The organism is Labrenzia sp. THAF191a, assembly GCF_009363335.1.
In the GTDB taxonomy this organism is placed as follows: domain Bacteria; phylum Pseudomonadota; class Alphaproteobacteria; order Rhizobiales; family Stappiaceae; genus Roseibium; species Roseibium algicola.
The window spans coordinates 112,858-138,540 of the sequence record NZ_CP045335.1 but is presented as its reverse complement, the minus strand read 5'-3'; the positions used below and the strand labels follow the sequence as shown (position 1 = coordinate 138,540).

At 59.9% G+C, this 25,683-nt stretch carries 25 protein-coding genes; 3 read left to right on the top strand and 22 right to left on the bottom strand.

Features of this window, described 5'->3' with window-relative positions; translation table 11 throughout:
• The first annotated feature begins 30 nt into the window (after positions 1 to 30).
• Entirely contained in the window at positions 31 to 879 is an 849-nt protein-coding gene (locus FIV05_RS29065; RefSeq protein WP_152512119.1) for a fumarylacetoacetate hydrolase family protein, read from the top strand.
• A 256-nt stretch (positions 880 to 1,135) separates the two neighbouring features.
• Here FIV05_RS29065 and FIV05_RS29060 read toward each other — a convergent pair whose 3' ends face one another.
• From FIV05_RS29060 to FIV05_RS28990, 15 genes are all read right to left on the bottom strand, one after another.
• Positions 1,136 to 1,552: a hypothetical protein gene (locus FIV05_RS29060; protein WP_152512120.1), complete on the bottom strand. Its 417-nt coding sequence runs from the start codon at positions 1,550 to 1,552 to the stop codon at positions 1,136 to 1,138.
• A gap of 23 nt (positions 1,553 to 1,575) precedes the next feature.
• Positions 1,576 to 1,854, bottom strand: coding sequence for a hypothetical protein (locus FIV05_RS29055; RefSeq protein WP_152512121.1), 279 nt, complete (start codon positions 1,852 to 1,854; stop codon positions 1,576 to 1,578).
• A gap of 543 nt (positions 1,855 to 2,397) precedes the next feature.
• The gene (locus FIV05_RS29050; RefSeq protein ID WP_152512122.1) at positions 2,398 to 3,171 is read right to left on the bottom strand and encodes an SDR family oxidoreductase; all 774 of its coding nucleotides are present in this window, start codon (positions 3,169 to 3,171) and stop codon (positions 2,398 to 2,400) included.
• On the bottom strand, positions 3,171 to 4,094 hold the full coding sequence (locus tag FIV05_RS29045) for a dihydrodipicolinate synthase family protein (RefSeq protein WP_152512123.1): 924 nt from the start codon (positions 4,092 to 4,094) through the stop codon (positions 3,171 to 3,173). The genes FIV05_RS29050 and FIV05_RS29045 overlap by 1 nt, the downstream gene beginning before the upstream one ends.
• Positions 4,091 to 4,771, bottom strand: coding sequence for an aspartate/glutamate racemase family protein (locus FIV05_RS29040; protein WP_152512124.1), 681 nt, complete (start codon positions 4,769 to 4,771; stop codon positions 4,091 to 4,093). The genes FIV05_RS29045 and FIV05_RS29040 overlap by 4 nt, the downstream gene beginning before the upstream one ends.
• Positions 4,768 to 6,192, bottom strand: a complete 1,425-nt coding sequence (locus tag FIV05_RS29035; protein WP_152512125.1) for an amidohydrolase family protein — start codon at positions 6,190 to 6,192, stop codon at positions 4,768 to 4,770. Before FIV05_RS29035 ends, FIV05_RS29040 begins: the two co-directional genes overlap by 4 nt.
• Positions 6,189 to 7,628 carry an amidohydrolase family protein gene (locus FIV05_RS29030; protein WP_152512126.1) on the bottom strand — a complete coding sequence of 480 codons (1,440 nt, stop codon included), beginning with the start codon at positions 7,626 to 7,628 and terminating at the stop codon, positions 6,189 to 6,191. Before FIV05_RS29030 ends, FIV05_RS29035 begins: the two co-directional genes overlap by 4 nt.
• On the bottom strand, positions 7,621 to 9,072 hold the full coding sequence (locus tag FIV05_RS29025) for an ABC transporter substrate-binding protein (protein WP_152512127.1): 1,452 nt from the start codon (positions 9,070 to 9,072) through the stop codon (positions 7,621 to 7,623). The genes FIV05_RS29030 and FIV05_RS29025 overlap by 8 nt, the downstream gene beginning before the upstream one ends.
• Positions 9,069 to 10,082, bottom strand: a complete 1,014-nt coding sequence (locus FIV05_RS29020; protein WP_152512128.1) for a dipeptide ABC transporter ATP-binding protein — start codon at positions 10,080 to 10,082, stop codon at positions 9,069 to 9,071. The genes FIV05_RS29025 and FIV05_RS29020 overlap by 4 nt, the downstream gene beginning before the upstream one ends.
• On the bottom strand, positions 10,079 to 11,068 hold the full coding sequence (locus FIV05_RS29015) for an ABC transporter ATP-binding protein (protein WP_152512129.1): 990 nt from the start codon (positions 11,066 to 11,068) through the stop codon (positions 10,079 to 10,081). The genes FIV05_RS29020 and FIV05_RS29015 overlap by 4 nt, the downstream gene beginning before the upstream one ends.
• On the bottom strand, positions 11,068 to 11,940 hold the full coding sequence (locus tag FIV05_RS29010; protein ID WP_055661077.1) for an ABC transporter permease: 873 nt from the start codon (positions 11,938 to 11,940) through the stop codon (positions 11,068 to 11,070). Before FIV05_RS29010 ends, FIV05_RS29015 begins: the two co-directional genes overlap by 1 nt.
• A 4-nt stretch (positions 11,941 to 11,944) precedes the next feature.
• Entirely contained in the window at positions 11,945 to 12,910 is a 966-nt protein-coding gene (locus FIV05_RS29005; protein WP_152512130.1) for an ABC transporter permease, read from the bottom strand.
• A gap of 64 nt (positions 12,911 to 12,974) precedes the next feature.
• A complete protein-coding gene (locus FIV05_RS29000; RefSeq protein WP_152512131.1) occupies positions 12,975 to 14,528 on the bottom strand; it encodes an ABC transporter substrate-binding protein in 1,554 nt (517 codons plus the stop codon).
• A 56-nt stretch (positions 14,529 to 14,584) separates the two neighbouring features.
• Positions 14,585 to 14,974 carry a VOC family protein gene (locus FIV05_RS28995; RefSeq protein WP_286202331.1) on the bottom strand — a complete coding sequence of 130 codons (390 nt, stop codon included), beginning with the start codon at positions 14,972 to 14,974 and terminating at the stop codon, positions 14,585 to 14,587.
• Positions 14,975 to 15,100: 126 nt separating this feature from the next.
• Positions 15,101 to 15,844, bottom strand: coding sequence for a GntR family transcriptional regulator (locus FIV05_RS28990; protein ID WP_286202332.1), 744 nt, complete (start codon positions 15,842 to 15,844; stop codon positions 15,101 to 15,103).
• Between the two features lie 3 nt (positions 15,845 to 15,847).
• On the opposite strand from FIV05_RS28990, the gene hydA reads away from it, so the two are divergent.
• Together hydA and FIV05_RS28980 are read left to right on the top strand one after the other, a co-directional pair.
• The gene (gene hydA / locus FIV05_RS28985) at positions 15,848 to 17,230 is read left to right on the top strand and encodes a dihydropyrimidinase (protein WP_152512133.1); all 1,383 of its coding nucleotides are present in this window, start codon (positions 15,848 to 15,850) and stop codon (positions 17,228 to 17,230) included.
• Positions 17,231 to 17,607: 377 nt separating this feature from the next.
• Positions 17,608 to 17,850 carry a WGR domain-containing protein gene (locus FIV05_RS28980; protein WP_152512134.1) on the top strand — a complete coding sequence of 81 codons (243 nt, stop codon included), beginning with the start codon at positions 17,608 to 17,610 and terminating at the stop codon, positions 17,848 to 17,850.
• Between the two features lie 80 nt (positions 17,851 to 17,930).
• On the opposite strand, the gene FIV05_RS28975 is transcribed toward FIV05_RS28980, so the two are convergent.
• The 7 genes from FIV05_RS28975 to FIV05_RS28945 all read right to left on the bottom strand — a co-directional run bounded on the left by FIV05_RS28975 (position 17,931) and on the right by FIV05_RS28945 (position 25,557).
• Positions 17,931 to 18,065 carry a helix-turn-helix domain-containing protein gene (locus FIV05_RS28975; protein WP_286202333.1) on the bottom strand — a complete coding sequence of 45 codons (135 nt, stop codon included), beginning with the start codon at positions 18,063 to 18,065 and terminating at the stop codon, positions 17,931 to 17,933.
• A 112-nt stretch (positions 18,066 to 18,177) separates the two neighbouring features.
• Positions 18,178 to 20,025, bottom strand: coding sequence for an aminopeptidase P family protein (locus FIV05_RS28970; RefSeq protein ID WP_152512135.1), 1,848 nt, complete (start codon positions 20,023 to 20,025; stop codon positions 18,178 to 18,180).
• Positions 20,018 to 21,013 carry an oligopeptide/dipeptide ABC transporter ATP-binding protein gene (locus FIV05_RS28965; protein WP_152512136.1) on the bottom strand — a complete coding sequence of 332 codons (996 nt, stop codon included), beginning with the start codon at positions 21,011 to 21,013 and terminating at the stop codon, positions 20,018 to 20,020. Before FIV05_RS28965 ends, FIV05_RS28970 begins: the two co-directional genes overlap by 8 nt.
• Entirely contained in the window at positions 21,010 to 22,005 is a 996-nt protein-coding gene (locus FIV05_RS28960) for an ABC transporter ATP-binding protein (protein WP_286202350.1), read from the bottom strand. The genes FIV05_RS28965 and FIV05_RS28960 overlap by 4 nt, the downstream gene beginning before the upstream one ends.
• 2 nt (positions 22,006 to 22,007) lie before the next feature.
• The gene (locus FIV05_RS28955) at positions 22,008 to 22,874 is read right to left on the bottom strand and encodes an ABC transporter permease (RefSeq protein ID WP_173014028.1); all 867 of its coding nucleotides are present in this window, start codon (positions 22,872 to 22,874) and stop codon (positions 22,008 to 22,010) included.
• Positions 22,871 to 23,812 carry an ABC transporter permease gene (locus tag FIV05_RS28950; RefSeq protein ID WP_152512138.1) on the bottom strand — a complete coding sequence of 314 codons (942 nt, stop codon included), beginning with the start codon at positions 23,810 to 23,812 and terminating at the stop codon, positions 22,871 to 22,873. The genes FIV05_RS28955 and FIV05_RS28950 overlap by 4 nt, the downstream gene beginning before the upstream one ends.
• Before the next feature lie 146 nt (positions 23,813 to 23,958).
• Positions 23,959 to 25,557 carry an ABC transporter substrate-binding protein gene (locus tag FIV05_RS28945; protein WP_152512139.1) on the bottom strand — a complete coding sequence of 533 codons (1,599 nt, stop codon included), beginning with the start codon at positions 25,555 to 25,557 and terminating at the stop codon, positions 23,959 to 23,961.
• Between the last annotated feature and the right edge of the window lie 126 nt (positions 25,558 to 25,683).

Genomic DNA, 25,683 nt, shown 5'->3' with positions numbered 1-25,683 from the left:
CCCCAAGAAACAGAACCACGAGGATTTCACATGAAGTTTCTTCGCTTTGGCCCGTTGGGCCAGGAAAAACCTGGCTGTGTTGATGCCGGAGGCCGCATTCGGGACCTGTCCGCGCACATAAGCGACCTGACGCCCGAAACACTCACAAAAAACACCCTTGCTGCCCTGGGTGCCCTGGACACTGCAAAGCTGCCGGTCGTGGATCCGGACGTGCGCCTTGGCGCTTGTGTGGGGGGTGTCCGGAATTTCTACGCAGTAGGGCTGAACTATGCCCGGCACGCAAAGGAAACAGGTAATCCAAATCCCTCCGAACCTGTGCTGTTTTCCAAATCCACCTCATGCATCAGCGGTCCGAACGATCCGATCATTTTGCCGAAGGGATCGGAAAAAACCGACTGGGAAGTCGAACTGGGTGTCGTGATCGGCAGCGAATGCCAATACGTTCCAGAGCAGGACGCGCTGGAAATGGTCGCCGGCTATTGCCTCATCAACGACGTCAGTGAGCGGTCCTATCAGATCGAGCGCGGTGGCCAGTGGATCAAAGGCAAATCCGCACCAAACTTTGGCCCGATTGGTCCCTGGCTGGTTACACGGGACGAGATCCGGGATCCGCAGGACCTTCGATTGACGCTCTCGGTGAACGGAGTGATACGCCAGGACAGCTCAACCGACGACATGATTTTCACAGTGGCGAAAATCATCTCCTACATGTCCAATTTCATGCGTCTGATGCCCGGTGATGTCATTGCCACTGGAACGCCGGAAGGCGTAGGCCTTGGACTCGATCCGCCGCAGTTTCTCAAGCTTGGTGACGTTGTCGATCTAAGCATCTCCGGCCTTGGGACACAGCGACAAACCGTTGTCAGCCAGCCGGCTTGATTGACCGGCCACCTATCAAGTCTTGCCAGGCGCAATCCCGTCGCGGTGTCACTCTTGGCCAGACTAAAGCATATTGGACGCCGTCCGAATGTGGCTGAGAAGCCTCCGCCTTTGGCGGTGTTCTCCCAGCCACTTATCCGATACTTCGGCCCCTAGTCCTCCGAGTGATTTGTCGAGAGCCGTTTTTGCGGTGCCATTTGATATTGCTGCAGTAAAAGTTATCCTTTGCTCACCCATTATGAATTACTCCAAATCTTCAAAATATCTTCAATGTCTGTAGAAACGCGAAGAATTTGAATTCCACTCTTAAATTCACGTCCTCCGTCAACAACAAGTAAATAGGCAAAAATTCCGTTGCCATCTGTTCCCATAAATTGAAAAATAAATTTTCAACTATTGGAGGCCGCTCTTCTCTCATGAATATTCTGCACTTATCAAATCCATCTGGCTCGTATTCCTCTAGATCCGATACCAATTTTTGAAATTCTTGGCCATTTTCAACTCTAATATTCTCTTTGATGATTTCTTTGACGTCTTGATATTTCCCATTCTTGAAGGCCTCCAGTACCCCGTTGACTGCACCGGCCCAATCTTTCCCGTTCACGGTGCAAGCAAGCGTAGGGCTAGTCCAAGTCATGCAAATCAAAAAACCAAGTAATAAAACCTTCTTCATGGGGCACCTATTTCTGATTAAGTTTATAGTCTTCTGCACTTAACAGCACTTGCGAATTGATTATCAAATTCCCCCGCCTGCACCGAGGCAAAGTCGTACAGCCCCTCCTCGGCCAGCGGCTCGTCCACCCCCCGGCACAGCATAGATATCAGCCCGACACGCTCCGGTGCGACCATGGCCTTGTCAAAGATTGCTCTTGCCTTGAATTCAGAAAACCGAAAATCGCGAAAGATCGTCCTGAGATGCGCCTCACGCGCCAGGTGTATGCCGGTGCGGCAATCGGTTCCCGAGCCGATCGCCAACCGGCGTTTGATGCTCGTTCACTCTTGAGGGATATCACTCGCGTCCGCGGCCTTACCCGTACGACCATCAGGCCCTTGCTCGGACGGGATGCCTTGCCGATTTGCCGAGTAATCTTCGACATGAGCGAAAAGAGTATCTTCTTCCCTCTCTTGAATGTCCCTAACCAACGCGCACCGCAGTGCCATGCTTGGCCGGATTAAAGCAAGTTGGAAGCAGTCCGGATGTGGCTGAGATCCTCCGCCTTTGGCGGTGTTCTTCCCAGCCACTGATCATCGATATGAAGCCGTCCGTAGGCATCAATTCCAATCATTCATTGGACCACTGATCGGAGATCTTCGACACGTTTCTGTCGCAAAAATATTTGCGGGTTACGATTAGCGGTCTTTGCGAACTTCGCCGTCTGATCCGAGAAATGCAATGGCCGCTTCTCGTTCTGGGCAAATCTTCGCGACAGAACCAACCGTCGGACATGACCAGACTCCTGCTTTGGAGCTTGAAACAGACTTCAACTGATTTGCATACTCATTTTAAGGGGCTGACGCCTATATTGACCGGATGCTGCCACCGTCTATGCGGATCTTGCTTCCGGTAACATAGGACGCGCGCGCCGAGCACAGGAAGGTCACGACGTCGGCGAATTCGTCCGGGCGGCCATAGCGGCCAGCAGGAATTCCGGCAGCAGACTGTGCCGCAACCTCATCCACCGGTTTGCCGAGACGTTTGGCGGCGGCTGCGTCCAGCTCGTCTACACGTGCCGTGTGGATACGGCCCGGCATTGCAATGTTGACCGTGATGCCCTTGGATGCGACTTCGCTTGAAAGCGTCTTCGACCACCCGACCAGAGCGGCCCTCAAACCATTGGAAAGCGCCAGATTGGGGATCGGCTGTTCAACGCCGGAAGACGAGATTGTCACGATCCGTCCCCAGCCCGCCTTTTCCATGCCCGGCAGGCAGCGGTTGGCGATATGGATCAGGTTGGCCACCATGGTTTCGAAATGCGCCGTCCAGTCGCTCCTTGCCGGATCCGTCGCCTTCCCGGGAGGCGGTCCGCCGGCATTATTGACCAGAATGTCGATGGGGCCTTCCGCCAGAAGCGTATCGAGAAACCGGTCAATAGCATCCGCATCCGACACATCGAGTTTCCGGGCGGTAATCGAACCTTCGGCGTCCTTCGCCCAATCGGCAATTGCACCTTCATTGCGCGCTGCCGCGATGACCTCGGCTCCCTCCGCTGCAAGGCTTTTGGCAATTGCAGCGCCAAGGCCGCGGCTTGCCCCGAGCGCCAGCGCGCGTTTTCCCTTGATCCCCAGATCCATCAGTCAAGCTCCTTCAAACGTTGTTCCTGCCGCGCAAGCAGCATATCCACTTCCCGTTGCGCCGCCTGTGTCAGGCCTGCGCCCGGCCGCCGCAATGCGGCACTGGCAATCACGCCGCGTTTGGCCAGCACGTATTTGCGCACGGCCAACCCAAGCCCGGGCTGCTGTTCATAGCGGGCCAGGGGCAGATAGGCATTGAAGAGATCGCGCGCACGGTCGCCCTCGCCCTTCGAACAGTGGTGGACGATATCGCGCATCATTTCCGGATAGCAGAAACCGGTCATTGCGCCATCAGCGCCCCGATCCATTTCTTCCGGCAGAAACACTCCGCCATTGCCACACAGGATTGAAATCCGGCGATTCAACGTCCCCGCTGCGCGCAGGGCGGTGATTTTTTCCAGCCCCGGCCAGTCTTCGTGCTTCAGGCAGACGCAGGTCGGCACCTCTTCCACAATCCTGGCAATTGCCGAAACGGGAATGTGAACGCCGGTCGCAAGCGGGAAATCCTGAAGCACGAAAGGTACGTTGCCGATGAACTCTGCCGCCTGCCGATAATAATTGACGACTTGCTCGTCGGTCTTGAGGCTGCCCGGCGGGGCGATCATGACACCGCCTGCGCCAAGATCCATGGAAGCCCTGGTGAGTTCGGCCATCTGTGCAAAGCCGGGTGCTGACACACCGACGACCATCGGTATGCGGCCACCCAGCCGCGCCAGGATCCGCTTGACGACCTGAAGGGATTCCGCGCCTGTGAGCTTGGGCGCCTCGCCCATCATGCCAAGCGCTGTCAGACCAGTGGCGCCGGCCTCAAGATAGAAGTCCACCATTTTGTCGATGCTTTGCAGGTCCAGCGCGCCGTCTTCCGCAAACGGCGTCACGGCAATCACATAGACGCCCCGCGCCTCTTCCGTCAGTCGGGTCATACCCGTTTCTCCCTTTTATTGTTGCAGGCCGAAAGCATCACCTGGCCGATGGCAGCGGCAGCCGCGGCCTGACACGGATCGACGACTGGCAGGCCCGTCATGTTTTCCAGTCGTGCCCGGTATTGCGCCATGCCCGCGCAACCGGTGATGAGAACATCCGCCCCGAACCGGTCGCGCAGGGTGGTGCCGACTTCGCCCAGCCGCTCCAGCGTCCGCTCTTCATCGGCCAGTTCCAGCACGCCCAGCCCAAGCGGCAGATCCGCAGCCAGCCGGTCTGAAATCCCCAGGGCGCCCAGGTAACGGATATGTCTTTGGATGGACGCCCTGCCGAGCGACAGAATGCCGAAACGCTGGCCCATCAGCATTGCCTGCATGTAGGCGCTTTCGGCGATACCAAGCACCGGCACGTCATGGGCTTCTCGCATCGCGGCAAGGCCCGGATCGGAAAAGCAGGCAACGACGAAGGCAGAGGCCTCGTCCTTGAGCGTGTCCGAAAAGGCCAGAAGCGGCTGGATCACACCGTCGACATGGGCCTGCGTTTCAATGCCTGGCGGGCCATCGCTCAGAGTGTGGCAGGCCAGCGCGACCGGCGACATTGCCGCGATCGGCGCAATCGCTTCCGCCATATGGGCCGTCACATGCGCCGAGCTGTTCGGATTGATGATGTGTATGGTCATTCCGGCATCTCCAGACTGCGCGGTGCGATGACGCTGAACGCCTGACCACGCGCGCTTTCCGCAACCTTGATGGCCCGCGCCTGGGCGGCATCGATTTCTGCAAGAGCTCCGTCCGTATCAAGCCCCAGCGCCTTGCCTTCTGCCAGCACCTTGCGCCCGGCAACCCAGACATCGCGAACAGCCCGTTCGGCGGCCGCATAGATCAGGCTGCGCAGAGGATCGTGCACGGGACGCATCGATGGCGCGGTCAGATCCACGCAGACCACATCGGACCGGGCACCGGGGAACAGCCGACCAAGATCAGGCCGCCCCAATGCCTGCGCGCCGCGAACGGTCGCCGCATGAAAGATTGCCGCCGTGTCGATGTCGGCAAAATCCCCCGACCGGCAACGGGACTGGACAATCGCTTCACGCATCTCCTCCAGCATGTTGAAGGGAATGGTGTCCGTCCCGATGCCGACGTTAACGCCCGCGCGCAGGTAGCGACCGAGGCTCTCCATGCCCTGGCCGGACCGGGCGAAGGTCACCGGACAATGGGCGACATTCGTCCCGCTCGTTGCCAGTGTTTCGAGGTCCATGGCCGTTCGCTCGCGCGTCAACGGATGGTGATCCAGGCAAATGCCGTGCCCCAGGATCACCTCCGGCCCGAGAACGCCGATGTCCTTCAACAGCGCGACCGCGCCCTTGCCGTGCCGGCGATGAAGTTCGGTCACTTCCGCCATGGTCTGCGCCGCATGAACGGTCATCGGCACCTTGCGCGATCTTGCGTCATCCAGTGCAGCGGCTAGAAAATCGGGATGGCAGGTATCGATCTGGGAGGGGGCAACCACCCCGGTCAGCCGACCTGTCGTGTCGGCGGCAACCCGGTCGAGAACCGATAAGGCTGCTTCTCTTGCCGCTTCGCCCGCAGCCTCGTTCCAGTCGTATTCAAGAGCCTTTTGCGGGCTGAGCCGCCATCTGGCCTGTCGGAAACCGGGGGCAAGCCAGACCCGCATGCCACTTTGCGTAGCGACACCCAGCCAGTGTTCGTGGTCGCCTGCAATGTCCAGACACGAGGTGACACCGGACTTCAGCAACTCCGACAGCATCAGGGTTTGGCAGGCTGCTTTGGCATCCGCATCGGAGTCGATCAGTGTCGAAAACTCGTAAAGCGCGTTGCCCCAGAGTTCGGGCGTGCCGACATCGTCGAACAGGCCCTTTGCAAGCGGTTCATCTCCGGAATGGCAATGGATGTTCACCAGACCGGGCATGACCAGCCAGTTTCGCCCGTCTACCTCCTGATCGGCCTGGCCCTGCCAATCCGGTCCCACATGCAAAATGCCGTCGTGATCGAAGGCCACATCGATGTCGCGCGAATAAACATGCCTACCGCCCTCCCAGTGGATGACCCAGGACGCGCGGCGGATAACGGTAACGCTCATGCGCGGCTCCCGTACCGCTGTGCGTTCCAGAAGTTTTCAGGCACCTCCAGGCCAGCCGCGCTACCCGTCCGCTCGATCATGCGTTCGCTCTCCAGTGCGGCCTCCCGCAGGATAGCCTCTTCGCTGGCCTTCTTTGCCTTGCCGCCTTCCAGAACAACATCCCCGCGAACCAGAACCGTATCGACATCGTTGCCGTTGGCGAAACAGACCAGGCGGTGCGCCGTCATGTTGGGTGGATAAAGGTGGGGTCGCATCATGTCGACCAGAACGATATCCGCGTCTTTGTCCGGCTCAAGCGAGCCGATGGTCCGGTCCATGCCAAGTGCGCGCGCTCCCTCGATGGTCGCCATCTCCAGCGTCCGGCCCGGTGGCAATATCCCCGGGTTGCGATAGTGCCGGCGGTGATAATGCATGGCCTGCTGCATGTGGCGGAACATGTCGACCGACCTGTCCGGCGCCGTTGCGTCCGAACCGAGCGCAACCGTTACGCCCCTGTCCATCAGCTCGATTGCCGGACAATAGCCGTTGATCGAAGCAACCGCGGATGGATTGTGGGCGATCCTTGTGCCGGTCTGCGCACAGATATCGATTTCGTCATCATGCAGATTGATGGCATGGGACAGAAGCGCGTTCGGCCCCAGAAGGCCCAGCTTTTCTGCCCTGCGAATAGACCCGCCCTGGTGGCCATCCTGGGTAAACACCACTTGCGCAGCCCGCGCTTCCTCCGCAAGACGGCGCGCCTGGGTACAGGCCGCGTCATAGTCGTTTGCGGACATGGTGTCTTCATGCTCGTCACGCAGCACCGGATAGAGCAGAGCAATATTCAGACGGCCTTCGTCCTGGCCGTGCCAGCGTCCAAGAAGATCCAGGCATGTGGAGAGCTGGGTTTGGAAGTCGACCTTGCGTGGAGATTTACCGCCATCGGCATAGGTCCGCGGATGCGGCGCGCGCGTTGGGCCCACCGCCATGACTGTGCGTCCGCCAAGGGCCCGCACCCCGTCCATATGCGCATCGCCGTAAACGGGATCGTCCGTGCGCATGATGGTGTCGCCGCCGCCAAGCAGCGACACACCGCAGGTCACGCCGAACCTGATGCGCTCCAATGCGGCAAGGCTTGCTTCCGCCTTCCAGAATTCCGGTGTCGAACCGGTGGTATAGACTTCACCGCAGAGCGCTTCCCACGCGTCGCCGTCATGCATGAACATGGTCTTGATAAGCGCATGCCCGGCATGGGCGTGAACGTCGACAAGACCCGGAATGATGGCCTTGCCGGTGCCGTCAATTCGCCGAGGCGCATCATGATCCTTAAGGATTTCAGACGATGGGCCAACCGCCAGTATCCGGCCGTCTTCAATCGCAATCGCACCATCTTCGATGATGCGGCGGTCCGGATCCATGGGGATGATGGTGCCGCCGACGATCAGGAGATCAGCCATTTTGTGTCCCTTCGAATTTGGGCAGGCCACGCATGTCCGGCACCCCGTCAACAGGCATGGAAACCCCGGGATGATCTCCGGCAAAAGCAATGGCTCGCATGGGATTGTAGAGCGTCAGCCAGGGCGGATCCTGCTGCAGCAAGTGATAGGAGTCGCGGTAAAGCGCCTCGCGCTCCTGCGTGTCGACAGTTCTCCGGCCTTTGTCGATCAAGGCTTCAACGTTCTCGTTGCGATACCCTTGCCACCATGCTCCGGCGACCCGGCTGTCGATCTTTTCGAAAAGAACCCGGAACGTTGACATCGGACTGGAGTCGAAGACGCAAAGATCCCGTATGTCCTTTCGGCGCACCATATGGGCGTATTCTTCGCGTTCTTCGTGAATATGCACCTTTAACGTCACGCCAACCAAAGCCAGTTGGCGGGCAAGCACCTCTGTCAAGCGCTCCGCTTCATCGGGAAGCCGGGTCGGGCAATCGACGTCAAGGGTCAGGCCACCGGCATGCCCCGCCTCTGCAAGAAGCTGCCGGGCTGCCTCCGGATCATAGGAAATACCGTCCCCGTTTTCGGCTCCTACGCCGGCACCAAAATGGGCAGGGCTGACAAACCCACACAGCGGTTCGCCTTTGCCGTCGAGCACGTCTCGGACAATGGCCTCCCGGTCCACGGCGAGTGTCAGCGCCTTGCGGACCCGGGCATCGCGAAGCGGCCCTTTCGCCGCGTTCAGAAGATAGATGATTGCGACAGGTGCACGGTACCGCAGCACCGTCATGTCTGGCGTTGTCACCGCCGCTGGATCGACGTTGGCCGCGACCTGGGCGTGACCTTCGGCAACCGCGCACAGGCGCTTTCCTGCATCCGGTTCGCGCACCCATGTCAGTTCGTTGTTGGCCGGGCGCGGCCAGTGCGCAACACCGGATGCGGATACCTGAATACTGTCGTCGTCTCGCGCCACCAACTTGTACGGGCCGGTGCCGCAATGTGCCATCGCCTCACCCTTATCCAGAGCCTCGAAGGCACTTGGAGCAACGATCAAACCCTGCACCAGCACGTCTGCGAAATCGGCCATCGGTTCAGCCAGATGGATGGTCAGATCAAGGCCGTCGGACTGATAGTCTGCCCCGCCGAGATATTGCCTCCAGACAGCGGGAGAGCCGAGGGTGTAGCCCTTGTCCGCCCGAGCCATCCGTTCCAGAGAAGCCTGAAGGGCCTTCGCATCGCAGGGTGACCCGTCGTGAAAAACCACCCCCGGGCGAATGGAAAAACGCCAGGTTCGCCCTTCGTCTGCAACGGTCCAGGCCTCGGCGAGCGCGGGGACGAAACGCGTCCCCTCTCTGCGTATCAACGTGTCGTAGATCGCGCCCTGCACGCACAATTCATCGGCTGCGTCGGTACAGTCATGCGGATCACCGAGCATGATGCGCGGCTGAAGAATACGAATGCTCATGCGATCTCCCGCTGAGGCTCGTCCAAGAGATGGCAAGCAACCTCCTGGCCGCCTCCTGTGTCCTGCAACACTGGACGCTCAGCCGCACAGCGCTCCCAGGCGAATGGACATCTGGTGTGAAAACAGCATCCCGACGGCAGGTTCAGCGCCGAGGGAACTTCGCCGCTCAGCTCAAGCTGCTTCGGCTTTTTCTTTGGGTCGAGAGAGGGCGCAGCTGACAGCAGCGCGCGCGTATAAGGATGGCGCGGTTTGGCGAAGATCCTGTCGCGTGGCGCGGTTTCGACGATCGAGCCCAGATACATGACCGCAACCCTGTCGGCGATGTGATGCACAACGCTGAGGTCATGGCTGATGAAGAGATACGCAAGACCGAATTCGTCTCGCAGATCCATCATCAGGTTGAGGATCTGCGCCTGGATCGACACATCAAGGGCCGAGACCGGCTCATCCGCGATGATCAGCTTGGGATTGACCGACAGCGCCCGAGCGATGCCGATGCGCTGACGCTGGCCACCGGAAAACTGGTGCGGATACCGTCCGCCCTGCTCGGCACTCAGGCCGACACGCGCTAGCAGGGCTTCGGTCTTCTCATGTGCCTGCGACCAACTACCCGTCTGTTCGGCCAGCGGTTCCGCCACAATGTCACGCACCTTCTGGCGCGGGTTCAAGGAGGCATAGGGATCCTGAAAGATCATCTGCATCTTGGATCGAACCGGAAGCAGCTGCCGCGGTGTCAGGTCCTGTATTTCCTCACCTTGAATGCGGACGCTGCCGCCCGTGGGATTGTGGATCCGCGCAATGGTTTTGGCGACCGTCGACTTGCCGCATCCTGACTCGCCCACAAGCGCAAGCACCTCGCCTTCCTTGACCTTGAAGGAAACACCGTTGACGGCCCGCACGACACGCCTGGGCGCGCGCAGACGGCCCTTTTCGAATTTCAGCCGATCCAGGAAACCACCGCCGATATTGAACCGCTGTTCGAGTTTATCGACTTCAAGCATCGCCGTCATGCCGGGTCTCCTTCAACGGGAAAATGGCAGGCCGCCAGACGCCCCTCGCCCTGCCGGGACAATGCGGGCTCGACCTCGGAGCACAGCGCCTGGGCTCTTGGACAACGGGCCTGGAAATTGCAGCCCTTCGGCAGCTTGCGAATGTCGGGCACCGCGCCGGGGATCTGATCCAGGCGATGTTTGCGTTCGGACGGATCCGGGATCGAGGCAATCAGCCCGGCCGTATAGGGATGACGCGGGTCGTCGATGACCTCGCGCGTCGGGCCGCGCTCCACCACCTTGCCGCAATAGAGCACGGTCACGTGGTCCGCCATTTCCGCGACAACGGCCAGATCATGGGTCACAAGAACCATGGACGCGCCATGCTCGCGCACCTGCCTGTTGATCAGCTTCAGGATCTGCGCCTGGATGGTCACGTCGAGCGCCGTCGTCGGTTCATCGGCCACGATCAGGCGCGGTTCGGCCAGCATGGCGATGGCAATCACCACACGTTGGCGCATGCCGCCGGAAAACTGATGCGGATAAGAGGACAGGCGGTCGGCCGCCTGGCTGATACCGACATCTTCGAGCATCTGGATGCAGCGTGCGCGCCGCGCCTTCTTGTCGAGATCGGTATGCAGACGCAGCATCTCGTCCATCTGCCGGCCGATGGTCTGCACCGGATTGAGCGACGTCATCGGGTCCTGGAAGATCATGGCAATCTCCTTGCCCCTGATCTTGCGTAGCCGGTCTTCCGAAGCGCCCGCTATGTCTTCTCCGTCAAACAAGATCCGGCCGCTCTCGATCCGGCCAGGCGGATCGATGAGGCCGAGCACGGAAAACCCGACAACCGATTTGCCACCACCGGATTCGCCGACAAGACCCATGATTTCGCCTTTGCCGATTTCGAAGCTGACCCCGTCCACCGCCCTGACGGTTCCAGCGAATGTATGGAAGTGGGTGCGCAGATCTTCGACCTGCAGAAGGCTTTCTGACTTGGACTGCATCACTTCAGCCTCGGATTGAGTTCATCGCGCAGGAAATCGCCGAACAGGTTGATCCCGAAGACAAGAGCCATGATGAACAGCCCCGGAAAGACGGAGACCCACCAGAGTCCGGAAAACAGGACATCGAAGCCGTTTTTGATCAGCAGTCCGAGCGAGGGTTGGGTAATCGGCACACCGACCCCGAGGAACGACAGACTGGCCTCGATCAGAATGAAGGTGCCCACCTGAACGGTCGCCACGACAATCAGCGGTGTCGTCACGTTCGGCAGGATATGCCGGCGGATGATTTTCCCGTCCCGCAGGCCGGACACGCGGGCCGCCTGCACGTATTCGCGACCCACCTCGGAAAGGGTCTGGCCGCGAACGGTTCGGGCGTAGACAACCCAGCCGACCGCCGTCAGCGCAATCAGAACCTTGTCGATGCCGGTTCCGAAAGCAGACATCAGGAAAAGGGCGATTAGCATGGAGGGAAAGGAAAGCTGGATGTCGGCGATGCGCATGATGAACGCGTCGATCCGGCCGCCGAAATAACCTGCCAGCAGACCAACAAAGGTGCCCAGCAGGAGCGAGCACACCATCGCGGTCACACCGATCATGACCGAAATTCTGGTGCCGTAGAAAATGGCGGCCAGAACGTCCCGCCCCTGCCCGTCGGTACCGAGGAGAAAGCGCGGGTCACCTCCCTCCAGCCATGCAGGAGGCTTGTAGCTGTCCATCAGGTCGAGAGACGCAATGTCGTAGGGGTCCTGGGAGACCAGCAGCGGACCCGCCAGGACGATGATTGCAAAGAACACCAGGATGATACTGCCCGCGATGGCAGATCCGTTTCGGCGATAGTTTGCAAAGAACTCGGAAGAGAAGAACGCCGTCATCATGTCATTTCACCGTGATGCGGGGGTCGATCAACGTATAGACGATGTCGACGACCAGATTGATCACCACGAAGATCAGCGCCACCAGCATCAGGTAGACGACGATCACCGGACGGTCTGCGCGGTAGATGGAATCGATCAGCAGTTTGCCGAGACCGGGCCAGGCGAAGATGGTTTCCGTGATCGTTGCAAAGGCAATCAGATCGCCGAGCTGCAGCCCGAAGATGGTCACGACGGGAATAAGCGCGTTGCGCAATCCATGACCGAAAAGGACACCGCGCCGTGAGACGCCTTTGGCTCTGGCAAATTTCATGTAGTCCTGTCGGGTAACCTCCATCATGCCCGCACGGGTGATGCGAAGCAGCATTGCCATGGTTGCGAGAGACAAGGTCAGGGCCGGCAGGATGACATGGCTCCAGCCATCGGCAGTCAGGATCGACCACTGCACCCCCAGGAAGGCTTCGGTCTCGCCGCGCCCGGACGACGGAAAGATCCGCCACTTCACGGCAAACAGGAAGATAAGCATCATGCCGACCCAGAAACTCGGCAGGGAAATGCCCAGAAGCGAACCGGACATGATCGAGCGGCATGAGAAGGTCTTCGGATTGGCGCCGGCATAAACGCCGAGCGGTATGGCCACCAGAGCAGACATCGCCATCGCCACCAGAACGAGTTCCAACGTGGCAGGCAGTCGTTCCAGGATGAGATCGAGGGCTGGTTCCCGGAACACGTAGGAGCGGCCGAAATCACCCTGCAGCATGTTCTTGACGAAAATCAGATATTGCTCCGGTAACGACCGGTCGAGACCCAGGATACGCCGGGCTTGCGCGATTTCGGCATCGGTCGCGTCGATCGGAACGACCATGAAGACCGGATCACCGGTAAAGCTCATCATCAGAAAGACGATGACCGATACGGCCCAGAGCACGATGGTCATCTGGATAAGCCGCTTGATTATATAGCCCAGCACCTGGCTGTTCTCCCCCGTTCACCACAAGAGTTGCGGGACGCCGGCAGCGCCCCGCAGCTGCGCGTTATTCGGCCACGTCCATGTCGTAGGCCCACAGGAACTTGTCGGTGCGCGGCGTGAACTTGACGCCGTCACGAGACCCGTAGATGTCCTGCTCGTAGTGAACCGGGATCATCGGGATGTCATTCAGGAGGATTTTGGTTGCGTCCTGAAGATAGGCATCCCGTTCTTCCACTTTTGCTGTGCTGTCCGCCTTGTCGATGAGGGCGTCGACGTCGGCGTTGGAGTAGCTGCCACGGTTGACCTGGCCATAGCCTTCGCGCTTGTCACGGCTGTAGAACAGTGCACCGTACATCGGGCCGGCATCTCCGGAGGGAACATCCCAACCGGACATGATGAAGCTGGAATTCGGGGTTGGTACGCGGATGTAACCCCAAAAGTTGGACTTCGGCATCACGTTGAGTTCGACGGTGATGCCGATCTTGGCCAGCATGCCGGCCAGTGCCTGCGCGATCTGCGCGTCGTTCACATAGCGGTTGTTGGTTGCGTCTAGCGTCAGCGTGAAGCCATCGACACCGGCTTCCGCCATGAGTTCCTTCGCCTTTTCAATGTCATAGGGGTACATGTCCCGGAAACTCATTCCTTCGACATATCCGACATGGCTGGCCGGGACATACTGGTCGGAAGGTGTCGACAATCCGCCCATGATGGCCCGCTGAATGGCGCTCACATCGATCGCACGTGCCATAGCTTCCCGCACCCGGCGGTCGACCATCGGGTTATCGCCTTCGATGGTCGGGCTTTCCGAGCGCATGTCGAGCGCAAGGACGAGGTTCAGCAACGACGGACGCGTGACGACCTCGAACCCACCTTCGTTCTTGACCCGATCCACGTCGCGAACCGCCAGATCCTGAACGATGTCGACTTCACCGGTCAAAAGCGCGGCCGTGCGGGTCGCCGGGTTGGTAATGGGGCGGAAGGTAACATTCTCGATTCCGGCTTCGCCGAGGTAGTAGTCGTCAAAGGCCTCCAGCTCGATCTTGTCCTCACGCACCCAGTCGACCAGCTTGTAAGGCCCCGTCCCCATCGGGTTCTTCTCAAGCCCGTCGTTGCCGACCTTGTTCACGTGGTCTTCCGACAGGATCAGGATAGCCGCAAGATCATTCGGGAGAGCGGCATAGGGCGCCGGGGTCTTGATCTCGACCGTCCGGTCGTCAACGGCGCGGAAGCTTTCGATGTTGGCTGCAAGGTTCAACATCAGCGATTCCTTGAGCCGGTTGAGCGTGAACACGACGTCGGATGCCTTCAGTACATCGCCGTCATGAAACTTGACGCCATCGCGAAGCTTGAAGTGCCATGTCGTGTCGTCAATCAGCTCCCAGCTTTCGGCCAGACCTGGCTCGAAGGTCAGGTCAGGCGATCTACGGACCAGCGGATCGTAGATATGGTAGTACATGATATTGGAGGACAGCTCCTCGCCTGCCTGCGGATCCAGGTGCGTCGCATCCGCCGTGAGGCCGATCGTCAGGCTTTTCTCAGCCAGCGCCGCCCCTGTAGTAAGAGCCGACAGGCAAACCGATGCCGTCAGCGCACGAAGCACTGTAGCTATTCTGGACATGTGAAATGTCTCCCTCTGGATTATGTTGGGATGACAGGCGTTGGCCGCCCTTCTGGTTATGCAGTCGTCGTTTCCAGGACGGACTGAATTTCTATCTGGTAACCTTCGGGATCATCGAACACGAACGCCCGGATCCCCAGCTGGGCACTGTCGCGCGGCGCCGTCAGATTCGAGACGTTCTGTGCGCTCGCCCAGGCATGCCAGGCATCGACATCAGGCACCCGCAAGCACAGCTGAACGGGTTTGTGTTCACTGGCCCGCTTCGCGCCACGGCTTTCATCAACGAGGCCGACATGGGCCGCACCGGCAAGGGCATAGATCTTCGACCAGCCCTGATCGATGGCGAGACGAGCGCCCAGCACCCGCTCGTAAAACTCCTGCGCGCGCGGCACGTCATGGAAATACAGGAACGTTATCTGCAACTCCGGCGCGGCCGGTCTATCCAAGCGAGATGTCATCCTCAGATCCTTTCAGGAACCATTGGTATACCAACGGAACTCCAAGTGTCAACACACAGAAAATCCGCGCAAGCGAACTCACGCGGATCTAAGGGAAGGTCATCGGGGTTCGGATCAGGAGAGCCTGTGAATATGCGCCAAGATCGCTTCTCGTGCGTTGTCTATGTGCCGGCGCATGGCGTTTTCGGCCGCTTCCGGATCGCGCGCCAGGATCGCATCGATAATTTCCAGATGCTCACGCGCACCCGGTTCGAAGCGTGAGGGAATTTCGCCTTGGTCGTAAATTCGGGTCTTCAGTTTAAGCCCCTGGATCAATTCCATAAGCAGCTTCGATCCAGCAGTCCGGGCAATATGCATATGCAGATCAAAATCGAAATCCGCATGCGTCACCCGGTCAGGCCTATCGTTTTTAAGGAAATTCTGGATCGTCGCCTTGAATTGAAGCCATTCCTCCGGTGAGGAATTGACGTTGGCCGCCTGTCGCGCCGCTTCACATTCGAGCAATCGGCGGACATGCAGGATCTCGACAATTTCGGAAACCGAGATACGCGAGACCATCGGCGTTCCCCGGGTGCTGCGCGTGACGAGGCCTTCTGTTATCAGACGCGTGATGGCTTCCCGCAAAGGTGTCCGGGACACTCCAAGCTGCTCCGCAAACGCTCGTTCCTGCAGGTGCGTTCCGGCCGCCAGCTCTCCCCTCAAGATCATCTTGCGCAGACGCTCGAGCGTGTTTTCTGTTAAGTTCGGCTCTGCACCCTGCTGTAAAGACATCGATTTCCCACACCTGCTAGTGCCTGCGACACGTCCAGTTTGCATCCATGGTATACCAATAGTATCCTGCAATGCAAAGAGGAGCATAGCATGACCCCACCCGCTTACGATTTCGTCATTCGAAATGGCACCCTTGGCGATGCCCGAGACCTCGCCGAAGGCGACATTGCTGTCCAGAATGGACGGATCGCCGCAATCGGCCTCAACCTACCCAAAGGGAAAGAAGAAATCGACGCAAAAGGACAGATTGTTCTGCCGGGAGGGGTCGATACACACTGCCACATCGAACAGATGTCGGGCGCAGGTATCATGAACGCAGACACCTTTGAAACTGCGACGCGATCCGCGCTTTTCGGCGGCACCACCAGCACTGTTTCATTCGCGGCCCAACATCCGGGCATGCGCATTCGCGACGTGCTTTCGGACTATAGTGCGCTGGCTGCTGCAGGAGCCATGACCGACTACGCGTTCCACATGATCGTTGCGGACACTTCCGGTGAGAATATCGAAGATCTGAATCAGGCCATTTCCGAAGGGCATCGCTCCATCAAGATCTTCACCACTTACGACAAAGTTCGTCTGCAGGACATGGAGATCCTCGCCACACTGCGTACGGCGAAAGAAATGGGAGCCCTTGTCTGCGTTCACGCCGAAAACGATGCCATGATCCGCGAAGCCACAGCCCGGCTTCTTGCAGAAGGCCGCACGGCACCGAAAGACCATGCAGCATCGCACCCGCGCCTCGCCGAAATCGAGGCTGTGGAGCGCATGTGCCGGTTTTCCGAACTGACCGGCGCAAGGGTGATGATCTTCCACATCTCAACCATCGAAGGCATCGCAATCGTGCGCAATGCGCGCGCACGCGGTGTGAACATTCACGCGGAAACCTGCACGCATTATCTTTTCCAGACGGAGGACATTCTGGATCGCGCGGACGGGGCCAAATTCCTCTGCAGCCCGCCGCAGCGGACACAAGCCGACCAGGACGCCCTCTGGGTCGCCCTCGGCCGGGAGCTTGAAATCGTGACGTCGGACCATGCCCCATACCGGATGGACGAAAGCGGGAAGTTCCGCCACGGCCGCGACGCGCCATTTCCCAAGATCGCCAACGGGCAACCCGGGCTGGAGCTTCGGTTGCCGCTCCTGTTCGATGCGATGGTCTCCGATGGACGAAAGGGCATCGCGCAGTTCGTCGAACTGACATCGTCTGGCCCGGCACGTATATTCGGCCTGAAGACGAAGGGCGACCTGATCACAGGAAAAGACGCAGATCTCGTGATCTGGGATCCGGAGCGGTGTCATACGCTCCCCGACGCCCTTCATGACAATGTCGGCTACAATCCCTTTGCCGGTCAGGAGCTGAGAGGCTTCCCGCACACGGTCGTGCGCCGGGGGGAAATCGTCGTTCGGGACGGCCGGCTTGAGGCACAACCGGGAAGCGGTCGCTGGCTCAATATGAGTTCACCGGGATAAGAGCAAGCCCGCACAGGCTTGATGCCAGGAAAGAGAGACAGAACAGGGAGGCAGGTCAGCCGATCTCGAACCCTGCACGCAGCGCTGTATCGGTGACATGGCTGCGCATAGCGGACCGGGCGCCCTCGGCGTCGCCCTTGCGCAGCTCTACTATAATTGCCATCGCACGCCTCCAGAACATCGAAAAATCAACGACACGTCGATACCTCCACATCGGTCCATGAAAAGTTTGCGACGGATCCGTCCGAATCCGGCTGAGAAGTCTCCGCCTTTGGTGCTGTTCTTCCCAGCCACTTATCATCCATTTGAATCCGTTCCTTCGCATCGATTCCAATCATTCATTGGACCGCTGTTCGGAGATCTTCGACACTGCGGTCATGGAACCTGATGACGATCTCCTTCTCCTCAGACGCGTGGATCCCGGCCGGAACATGAACCGGTTCTACCACCTGTCGGTCGAACCCACCCTTTTCGGCGGGTTTGCGGTTCGCCGGACATGGGGACGCCTGGGCACCTGGGGTCGAACGCGGCTTGATCTGTTTGCGGATGTGTCATCGGCTCTGGTCCATCAGCAGAAGCTGGCGGCACAAAAGCACAGGCGCGGGTATCGCCCGGAATGAGGCGGTGGCGTTGTGCCCGATCCCTGATCCCTGCCCCCTATTCCATGGGGGCTTCCTCGGGCAGATCACTCAATCAGACGTCACAGAATCCCCCAGGCCCTGTATCTGTCTCGGCCTGTGAGCTCGCGGGGGAGCGCGGGGCCGAGTTGGCGGATCATGCGGTCGACGGCGGCGGCGGTGACACCCAGGTCCTGGCGGGCCATGGGAATGGTCACCAGGGTACTGTCACAATTTGTACTGAGGAAGTGGAGCGTGCTGCAGGTTCCGCTCGGAAGCTGTCCCGGTCAAACAAGTATCTGTTTGTTTCCGGACCGCTTCCGATCGCTCTTATTGTGGTGTGAGCGATACTTGAAGTGCGACTTCAGCGGTTTGCAAAGGTAAGGGGCTGCAGGCTTCGTGCAGCCAATTTGCTGTGTCCGCCGTACAATACGGCCCAAGTGCCTGTTCCACCTGTTCATGATATCTGTTCAGCCAAGCTATTTCGCCCGCAGTCAGCCGATCTAGACGCAGTGCTTCCGTCTGTATTGGAACCCAGGTAAGGTTAGCAAATTCTAGGAACCCGTCTTCGGCTTCGATGATCTCGAACAGGTTCTCAATGCGGATGCCATAATGACCGGGCTCGTAATGCCCTGGCTCGATGGACATTATCATTCCATGTGCAAGATCTACCGGGTTGTGCGGTTTGCCGATGCGCTGCGGCTGTTCGTGTACAGAAAGGCGATGACCGATGCCGTGGCCGGTGCCGTGATCGTAATCAAGTCCAAGGTCCCAGAGTGGACGGCGGGCAATAGCATCGATATGGTGTCCTTGAGTCCCTTTAGGGAATCGTAGTGTCGCCAACGCAACGAATGCCTTGAATACAGCGGTATATGCTACCGCGTAGCCCTTCGGTAAGGTCCCAAAGGTGAAAGTACGTGTGGCATCTGTGGTTCCGGTCTCGTACTGACCGCCACTGTCAATCAGATAACACGATGAAGGAAGGATCGGCGCAGATGCGACCGGATCAGCTGAGTAATGACACATAGCGGCGTTACCACCGGCGCAAGAAATTGTTTGAAAACTCTCCGACAGGAAGCTGGAACGCGATTTGCGACAATTCAGGATTCTTTTTTCTGCTTCATACTCGCTCACTGGATTGCCGGCTGCTGCCCTGTTCGGGACTGCTTTCTTCAGCCAGGCTCCAAACTCGACCCAGGCAACACCGTCCTCAATATGGCATGCTCGGATGCCCTCAAGCTCGGCGCCGTTCTTGCGCGCTTTGGTCAAAGTCATCGGGCTACGCCGCGCCACGGGCTCGGCCTTAGCCGCAATAACGGCCTGACTAACGGCAGCCGGCGAGAAATCCGGGTCAACCAATACTCTCGCGCCGGCGCGTAATTTCTCGTTCAGTACATTCAGAAAGGCGTCTTTCGAATGCACAGTCAGCCAGCCGGGCAGCGTATCTCTGAGACCACCCACGAAATTGTCCGCGTTGACAAACCAGTGCCCCTTACCCTCACGCTCCAGCAAAAAAAACGACAGCGGCATCGGATTGAAGGCAACGTCGTCGCCGCGCACGTTTAGAAGCCAGCAAATGTTGTCCGGCTGGGAGTCTACCAGCAGATCGATACCGTCCTTCTCCAAAACAGCGATCAGCCCGGCGCGCTTTTCGGTCGCCGAGAGCCCCGCGAACTGCATCGGAAAGGCGCTGATGAGGCCTGCGGGCTCCGCGGGCTGGTCGTGCCAGACGGCATCGACCGGATTGCAGTCGACCGGCATCAGCTTCGCCCCGGCGCGAGCTGCTGCAGTCTCGAATCGTGCCACCCAGGCGGGAGGCAGCAGCATGGCGTCATAGCCGATGCTCCAGCCGGGGTCGGCCACGACGCCGAGCCAGCTTTCCGGCGGGCTCTCATGGAGATGATCCCGGTCGATCAGCCCAGCCGGACACTGGTTCTGCGCCTGTACCGTATAGCGGCCATCGACGAAGAGGCGCACGCCGTCCACGGTGACGATGGCAACACCCGCCGAGCCGGTGAAGCCGGTAACGAAGGCAAGGCGCATGTCATGTGGAGCGATATATTCGCCCTGATGTGCATCGAAGCGCGGAACGATCAGGGCGTTCAGGCCGCGGGAAGACATTTCCGCACGCAGGTCGGTAAGACGGCCGGCAATCACGGCACGGGTCGTTTCAGGCATTCTCGATCTCTTCGGCATGGTGACAGGCAACCGAGCCGCGGCCCTCAACGGTACGCAGCAACGGCAAATCCGTGGTGCATTTCGGGGTCATGTGGCGGCAGCGGACATGGAACGGGCAGCCGGGAGGAATATCCATCGGCGAGGGCAATTCCCCTTCGAGATGGATTTTCCTGCCCTTGTCGTCCGGATCAAGCGAAGGCGCGGCGCTGAGCAGCGCCTGGCTGTAGGGATGCATCGGCCTTGCGAACAGGGTCTCGCTGTCACCGATCTCGACTATCCGGCCGAGATAAATGACGGCGACCCGGTTGGAAACGTGGCGCACCAGGCGCAGATCATGGGCGACGAACAGGATCGTCAGGCCGAGACGTTCCTGCAGCTCCAGCAGCAGATTGACGATCTGCGCCTGCACGGAGACATCAAGCGCGGAGACCAGCTCGTCGGCGATCAACACCTCCGGCTCGACGGCAAGCGCCCGGGCGATGGCAATACGCTGGCGCTGGCCGCCGGAGAACTCATGCGGCAGTTTCTCCAGCGCGTCGTGCGGCAGCTGCACCAGATCCATAAGGCGTTCCAGTCGCGCCGGGACCTCCGCCTCGCCGCACATCCTGTGCACCAGCAGGGCTTCTTTCAGGATCTGCCCGGTGGTCATGCGGGGATTGAGCGAAGAATAGGGGTCCTGGAACATCATCTGAACCCGGCGATTGTAGCTCCGGTCCCGCGGCACTCCGGCTGCAAAAATATCCGTGCCGTTGAACCGGATCTCGCCGTTCTTCGGCTGGTAAAGCCGCACGATACAGCGCGCGAGGGTCGACTTGCCGCAACCGGATTCGCCGACAACGCCAAGGGTTTCTCCCCGGTGCAATTCAAGCGAAACCCCGTTCAGCGCGTTGACATCCCGCGGCGGTCGCCCCGCGACAACGTCAAGCACGCCACACTTGCCCTTGAAGGTCAGGCTGACATCGCGAATTTCCAGAACCGTATCGCTCATGCCGCCGCTCCATCGCGTTTTTCGATCCTGTTGAAACAGGCAAGCGCCCGGCCGTTTCCGGTCGGAAGAAGCTCCGGCCGGGTTGCTTCGCATTCTTTCGTCCGGTTGGGGCAGCGCGGTGCGAAGGCGCAGCCCTCAGGCAGCGCCAGAAGGCTCGGCGGCGTTCCGGGGATCGAATAGAGCGGCGTTCGCGGCGGGACATCCTGCGGCACCGAGCGCATCAACCCGACCGTATAGGGATGCTGCGGTGTCTTCAGGACGGAGTGCACCGTGCCTTCCTCCACGATCCGCCCGGCATACATCACCGCCACCTGATCGCAGGTCTGGGCGACAACACCAAGATCGTGGGTCACCAGGATGACACCCATGTCGAAATCCTTCGCCAGCGACAGGATCAGGTCGAGGATCTGCGCCTGGATGGTGACGTCGAGCGCCGTGGTTGGTTCGTCCGCCAGGAGCAGCTTCGGCCGGGCGGCGAGCGCAATCGCAATCATCACCCGCTGGCGCATGCCGCCGGAAAACTGGTGCGGATATTCGTGGAGCCGTGAGGAGGCCGCCGGAATGCCGACCAGATCCAGCATCTCGATGGCCCGCTTGCGGCGCTCGGTTGCCGGCATCCTTGTGTGAGCCTTCAGGGTCTCGTCGATCTGAAGTCCGACCGTCAGCAGCGGGTTGAGCGAGGTCATCGGTTCCTGGAAGATCATCGCGATCTCGCCGCCGCGGATCTTCCGCAGTTTTGTCTCCGGCAGCTCGACCAGATTGTCGCCGCGCCACTGAACCTTGCCCGTCGTGCTGCCGTAGCGCCGGGTGAGGCCGAGGATCGAACGCAGCGTCACGCTCTTGCCCGATCCGCTTTCGCCGACAAGGCCGAGGACTTCGCCCTTGCCGAGCTTGAAGCCGACGTCGCGGACGGCTGGGATCGACAGGCTACCGGCCTTGAAGGTGGTTGAGAGGCTTTCCACCTCCAGAAGGGGGGTGTGAACAGAGGTCAGGATCATCCGCGAGGCCTCAACAGATCCGCCAGACCGTCGCCGATCAGCGAAAAGCCGAGCCCGGTCATGACGATAGCAATGCCCGGCATCAGGCTCAGCCACCAGGCGGTGGTGATGAAATTGCGCCCTTCGGCGATGAGTACACCCCATTCGGCCTGGGGCGGCTGCGCCCCGAGGCCGAGATAGCCGAGGGACGAGCCGAGCAGGATGGCGAGCGCCATGTCGGTCATCCAGTAGACGATGATCGGCGTGATCGCGTTCGGCAGCAGATGCCGGAAAATGATACGCCGGTCGGAATAGCCCATGACGATGCCCGCCGACGCATAGTCGTTGGCCTTTTGCGAGATCACTTCCGCCCGCATCAGCCGGGCGTAATAGACCCAGTTCACCAGCGTGATCGCGATATACATGTTGGTGAGCCCCGGCCCGAGCACTGCGACGATGGCGATCACCAGAACCAGAAACGGAAAGGTGATGACCGCATCGACGACGCGGCCGAAAACGAGATCCGCGACACCGCGGTAATAGCCGACCAGCGCCCCGACGACGACGCCGATGACAAGGGCGAAGACGGTGGCAAAAAACGCCATGCGCATGTCGACGGAATAGGCCCAGATGACGCGGGAAAAGGTATCCCGCCCCAGCAGGTCCGTGCCGAAGATATGTTCCCAGCTTGGCGTCTGGCGCACCGCGACATAGTCGATCTGATTAGGATCGTAGGGCGCAAAGAGACCCGGAAAGAGGGCAAGCAGGGTGGAAAAGCCGATGATGCCGACACCGGTCATGAAGCCGGGTTTCGACAGGGCCTGCTTCAACAGGCCCGGCTTTTTCATCGGGGCCGCACCCGGGGCAAGAGTGATATCGCTCATGTCAGGCGCATCCTCGGGTCAAGCCAGCTCTGGAAGAGGTCGGTCATAAGAAAGACCAGCGAAACCAGCACCGCAAAGGTCAGGGTCAGACCCTGGATCAGCGGATAGTCGCGCGCGAAGATCGCCTCGAGCATCGACCGGCCGACACCGGGCACGGCAAAGACCGTCTCGGTGACAAGCGTGCCGCTCATCAGCTGACCGATGGAAAGGCCGAGCAGCGTCACGGTCGAGATCAGCGCGTTTTTCAGGACATGCCGGCCAAGGATCAGCCGGTTTGGCAGGCCCTTCGCCCGGGCGAACTGCACATATTCGGCATCCAGCACTTCGATGATGGCAGAGCGCAGGTTCCGCATCAGGATCGCGGAGGTGTAGAGCGCCACGGTCACGGCCGGCAGAAACAGGTGATAAAGCCGGTCCGCGAAGGTCTCGCCATAGCCGCCGACTGGAAAAAGCCGCAGCTGCGCCGCCAGGAACGTCAGCAGGATCAGTCCGATATAGAAGACCGGCATGGAAAGGCCGACCTGGAACACGGCCCGGATGAGGTTGTCCTGCCATTTGCCGCGATTGACCGCTGCCAGAAAGGCGAGCGGTCCGGCGATCAGGATCGACAGCGTCACCGCATAGAGGGTCAGGAAGATCGTTGTCGGCAGCCGAGCCAGGATCACGTCGAGCACCGGCGCGCGCAACAGAATGGACCGCCCGAGATCGCCCTGCAGCGTGTTCTTCAGAAACAGCCAGAACTGGGTCCAGAGCGGGGCGGTCAGGCCGAGCTTCTCGCGGATCGCGGCGATATCGGCGTCGGACGCCTTGTCACCCGCGATCGCGATGGCCGGATCGCCGGGAAGAAGGCGGACAAGAAGAAAAATGATGATCATCACCAGAAGGAAGGTCGGGATCATCAGAACCAGCCGGTTCAGGGTGTATTGCACACCAGCCATATTGTTTTGCCGTCATTTGCCGAGAAGGGTTCGGAAGGCCCGGGTGCCAGTGGGACGGACGTCCGGGCCTTCCGCTCTTGGGAGGAACGCGTGATCGGCAGAACTTCAATCGAACCTGTTTGAAGTTCTGCCGAACGGAGGATGCTCTAGCGTTCCAGCGAAGCCTTTTCGAAGATGTTCGCGCCGAGCGGCGTCTGGACGTAACCGGAGACCTTTCCGGACACGGCGACCGCAAACGGCGTCTCGTACATGAACAGGAGCGGAGCTGCATCCGCGTAGAGTTCCTGCATCTGACGGTACTGGTCGGCGCGCTTTTCCGGATCCATCTCGGTGGAAGAGGCTTCGTAAAGGGCATTGAAGTCGGCATTGTCCCAGCCGGTCCCTACCGCCTTGCGCGTCGGGAAATAACCGAGCCAGCCGGTCACCTGGCTCGGGTCGGCGACGTCATCCACCCAGCCATAGGTGTGGATGTCGAACTCGCCCGAGCGGTTCTTGGCGCCGCGTGTCGGCCCGTCCACCTGTTCAGCGACGAGATTGATGCCGAGCGGCGCCCACATCTGCTGCAGGGCTGCGAAGATGGTGGCGTCGTCCGCGGACCCCGCCAGCGTTGTCAGGGTGATTTCCGTTCCCGGCGCAAGTCCCGCCTCGGCGACCAGCGCCTTGGCTTTCTCGATGTCGAAGCCGTAGAGCGGGTTCATGTCGATCGCCAGCGGTGTGGACGACGACATCAGAGGCGAGGACATAGGCTTGCCGGCACCCTGCAGGACGAGCTGGATCAACGCGTCCTTGTGGGTGGCGTAGTTGAGTGCCTGGCGTACGCGCTTGTCGGCAAGCGGGTTCGGCGAGCCGTCGGCGCGGGTCTCGCGGGTGTTGATCGGCGAATAGATGATCCGGGTCGACGGAAACAGATACATGTTGACCGCGGGATCCGCATCCAGCTCGGCAACGCGCGAGAACGGGATGAACTCGGCGATATCAACCTCGCCTGCCGTCAGCTTGAGAATGCGGGTGGCATCGTCCGGAATGTCCTGGAAATGCACCTTGTCCAGATAGGGCAGCGGCTTGCCGTCCTCACCCATCTTCCAGTAGTGCGGATTGGCGGAGAACGTCATCGACGATCCCTGCTCGAAGCCGCTGAGATAGAACGGGCCGGAACCGACGCCGGGACCACCGGCTGCGAAGAGCGCCGCGGACTTTTCCTGGTCGGTCGCACCCGGAGCGGCCTCAAAGGCCTTTTTGGAGACGACCGCCGAATTGAACGTCGCCAGCATGGAGAGCAGCGCCGGGTCGGGATTGGCAAGCGAGATGGTGATGGTCTTGCCGTCTGCCGTCACAGAGGAAATCGCCGAGAAGAGATCCGACCAGGGCCCGAGATCCGGGTTCCTCGCCCGGTCCAGGGAAAACACCACATCCTCACCCGTCAGCGGGCTGCCGTCGGAGAATTTCAGGCCGTCGCGCAGGCCCAGTGTGATCGTCTTGCCGTCGGCGGAGACTTCATGGCTTTCCGCCAGCGCGCCGGTGATCGCACCGCTTTCCGGATCGCTTTCCAGCAGCGTCGAGAACAGGCTGCCCACCATCCAGATATCCGGATTGCGGTCTGCATAGATCGGATCGACAAGCTTCGACCCGTCGTAGCGGGCGAATTCGAGGGTGCCGCCGCGTTCGACCGCGCTTGCGGCCTCATATGTGAATACGCTCAGAGCCGTGCTCATTGCCAGCACGGTGGCAAATGCTGCCGCCTTCATGGTGTGTCCTCCCAGATGCACATGTCATGAGGCTCCGGAGCTTATCCAAACGGAATGCCGCCGCAAGACATTTTTTAGTCAGACTTTTGTTTTTGCAGCTTTTTTGAACCAATATTAAACTTCGAT

Bases quoted from the DNA above. Each gene is read 5' to 3' on its own strand.
- FIV05_RS29035 (WP_152512125.1), bottom strand. From the start codon at position 6,192: ATGAGCGTTACCGTTATCCGCCGCGCGTCCTGGGTCATCCACTGGGAG.
- FIV05_RS28990 (WP_286202332.1), bottom strand. From the start codon at position 15,844: ATGCTCCTCTTTGCATTGCAGGATACTATTGGTATACCATGGATGCAA.
- FIV05_RS28980 (WP_152512134.1), top strand. From the start codon at position 17,608: ATGGAACCTGATGACGATCTCCTTCTCCTCAGACGCGTGGATCCCGGC.
- FIV05_RS28965 (WP_152512136.1), bottom strand. From the start codon at position 21,013: ATGAGCGATACGGTTCTGGAAATTCGCGATGTCAGCCTGACCTTCAAG.
- FIV05_RS29040 (WP_152512124.1), bottom strand. From the start codon at position 4,771: ATGACCATACACATCATCAATCCGAACAGCTCGGCGCATGTGACGGCC.
- FIV05_RS28970 (WP_152512135.1), bottom strand. From the start codon at position 20,025: ATGCCTGAAACGACCCGTGCCGTGATTGCCGGCCGTCTTACCGACCTG.
- FIV05_RS28945 (WP_152512139.1), bottom strand. From the start codon at position 25,557: ATGAAGGCGGCAGCATTTGCCACCGTGCTGGCAATGAGCACGGCTCTG.
- FIV05_RS29060 (WP_152512120.1), bottom strand. From the start codon at position 1,552: ATGAAGAAGGTTTTATTACTTGGTTTTTTGATTTGCATGACTTGGACT.
- FIV05_RS29025 (WP_152512127.1), bottom strand. From the start codon at position 9,072: ATGAGCATTCGTATTCTTCAGCCGCGCATCATGCTCGGTGATCCGCAT.
- FIV05_RS29020 (WP_152512128.1), bottom strand. From the start codon at position 10,082: ATGACGGCGATGCTTGAAGTCGATAAACTCGAACAGCGGTTCAATATC.
- FIV05_RS28955 (WP_173014028.1), bottom strand. From the start codon at position 22,874: ATGAGCGATATCACTCTTGCCCCGGGTGCGGCCCCGATGAAAAAGCCG.
- FIV05_RS28950 (WP_152512138.1), bottom strand. From the start codon at position 23,812: ATGGCTGGTGTGCAATACACCCTGAACCGGCTGGTTCTGATGATCCCG.
- FIV05_RS29030 (WP_152512126.1), bottom strand. From the start codon at position 7,628: ATGGCTGATCTCCTGATCGTCGGCGGCACCATCATCCCCATGGATCCG.
- FIV05_RS29010 (WP_055661077.1), bottom strand. From the start codon at position 11,940: ATGACGGCGTTCTTCTCTTCCGAGTTCTTTGCAAACTATCGCCGAAAC.
- FIV05_RS29065 (WP_152512119.1), top strand. From the start codon at position 31: ATGAAGTTTCTTCGCTTTGGCCCGTTGGGCCAGGAAAAACCTGGCTGT.
- FIV05_RS29050 (WP_152512122.1), bottom strand. From the start codon at position 3,171: ATGGATCTGGGGATCAAGGGAAAACGCGCGCTGGCGCTCGGGGCAAGC.
- FIV05_RS29045 (WP_152512123.1), bottom strand. From the start codon at position 4,094: ATGACCCGACTGACGGAAGAGGCGCGGGGCGTCTATGTGATTGCCGTG.
- FIV05_RS29015 (WP_152512129.1), bottom strand. From the start codon at position 11,068: ATGCAGTCCAAGTCAGAAAGCCTTCTGCAGGTCGAAGATCTGCGCACC.
- hydA (WP_152512133.1), top strand. From the start codon at position 15,848: ATGACCCCACCCGCTTACGATTTCGTCATTCGAAATGGCACCCTTGGC.
- FIV05_RS29000 (WP_152512131.1), bottom strand. From the start codon at position 14,528: ATGTCCAGAATAGCTACAGTGCTTCGTGCGCTGACGGCATCGGTTTGC.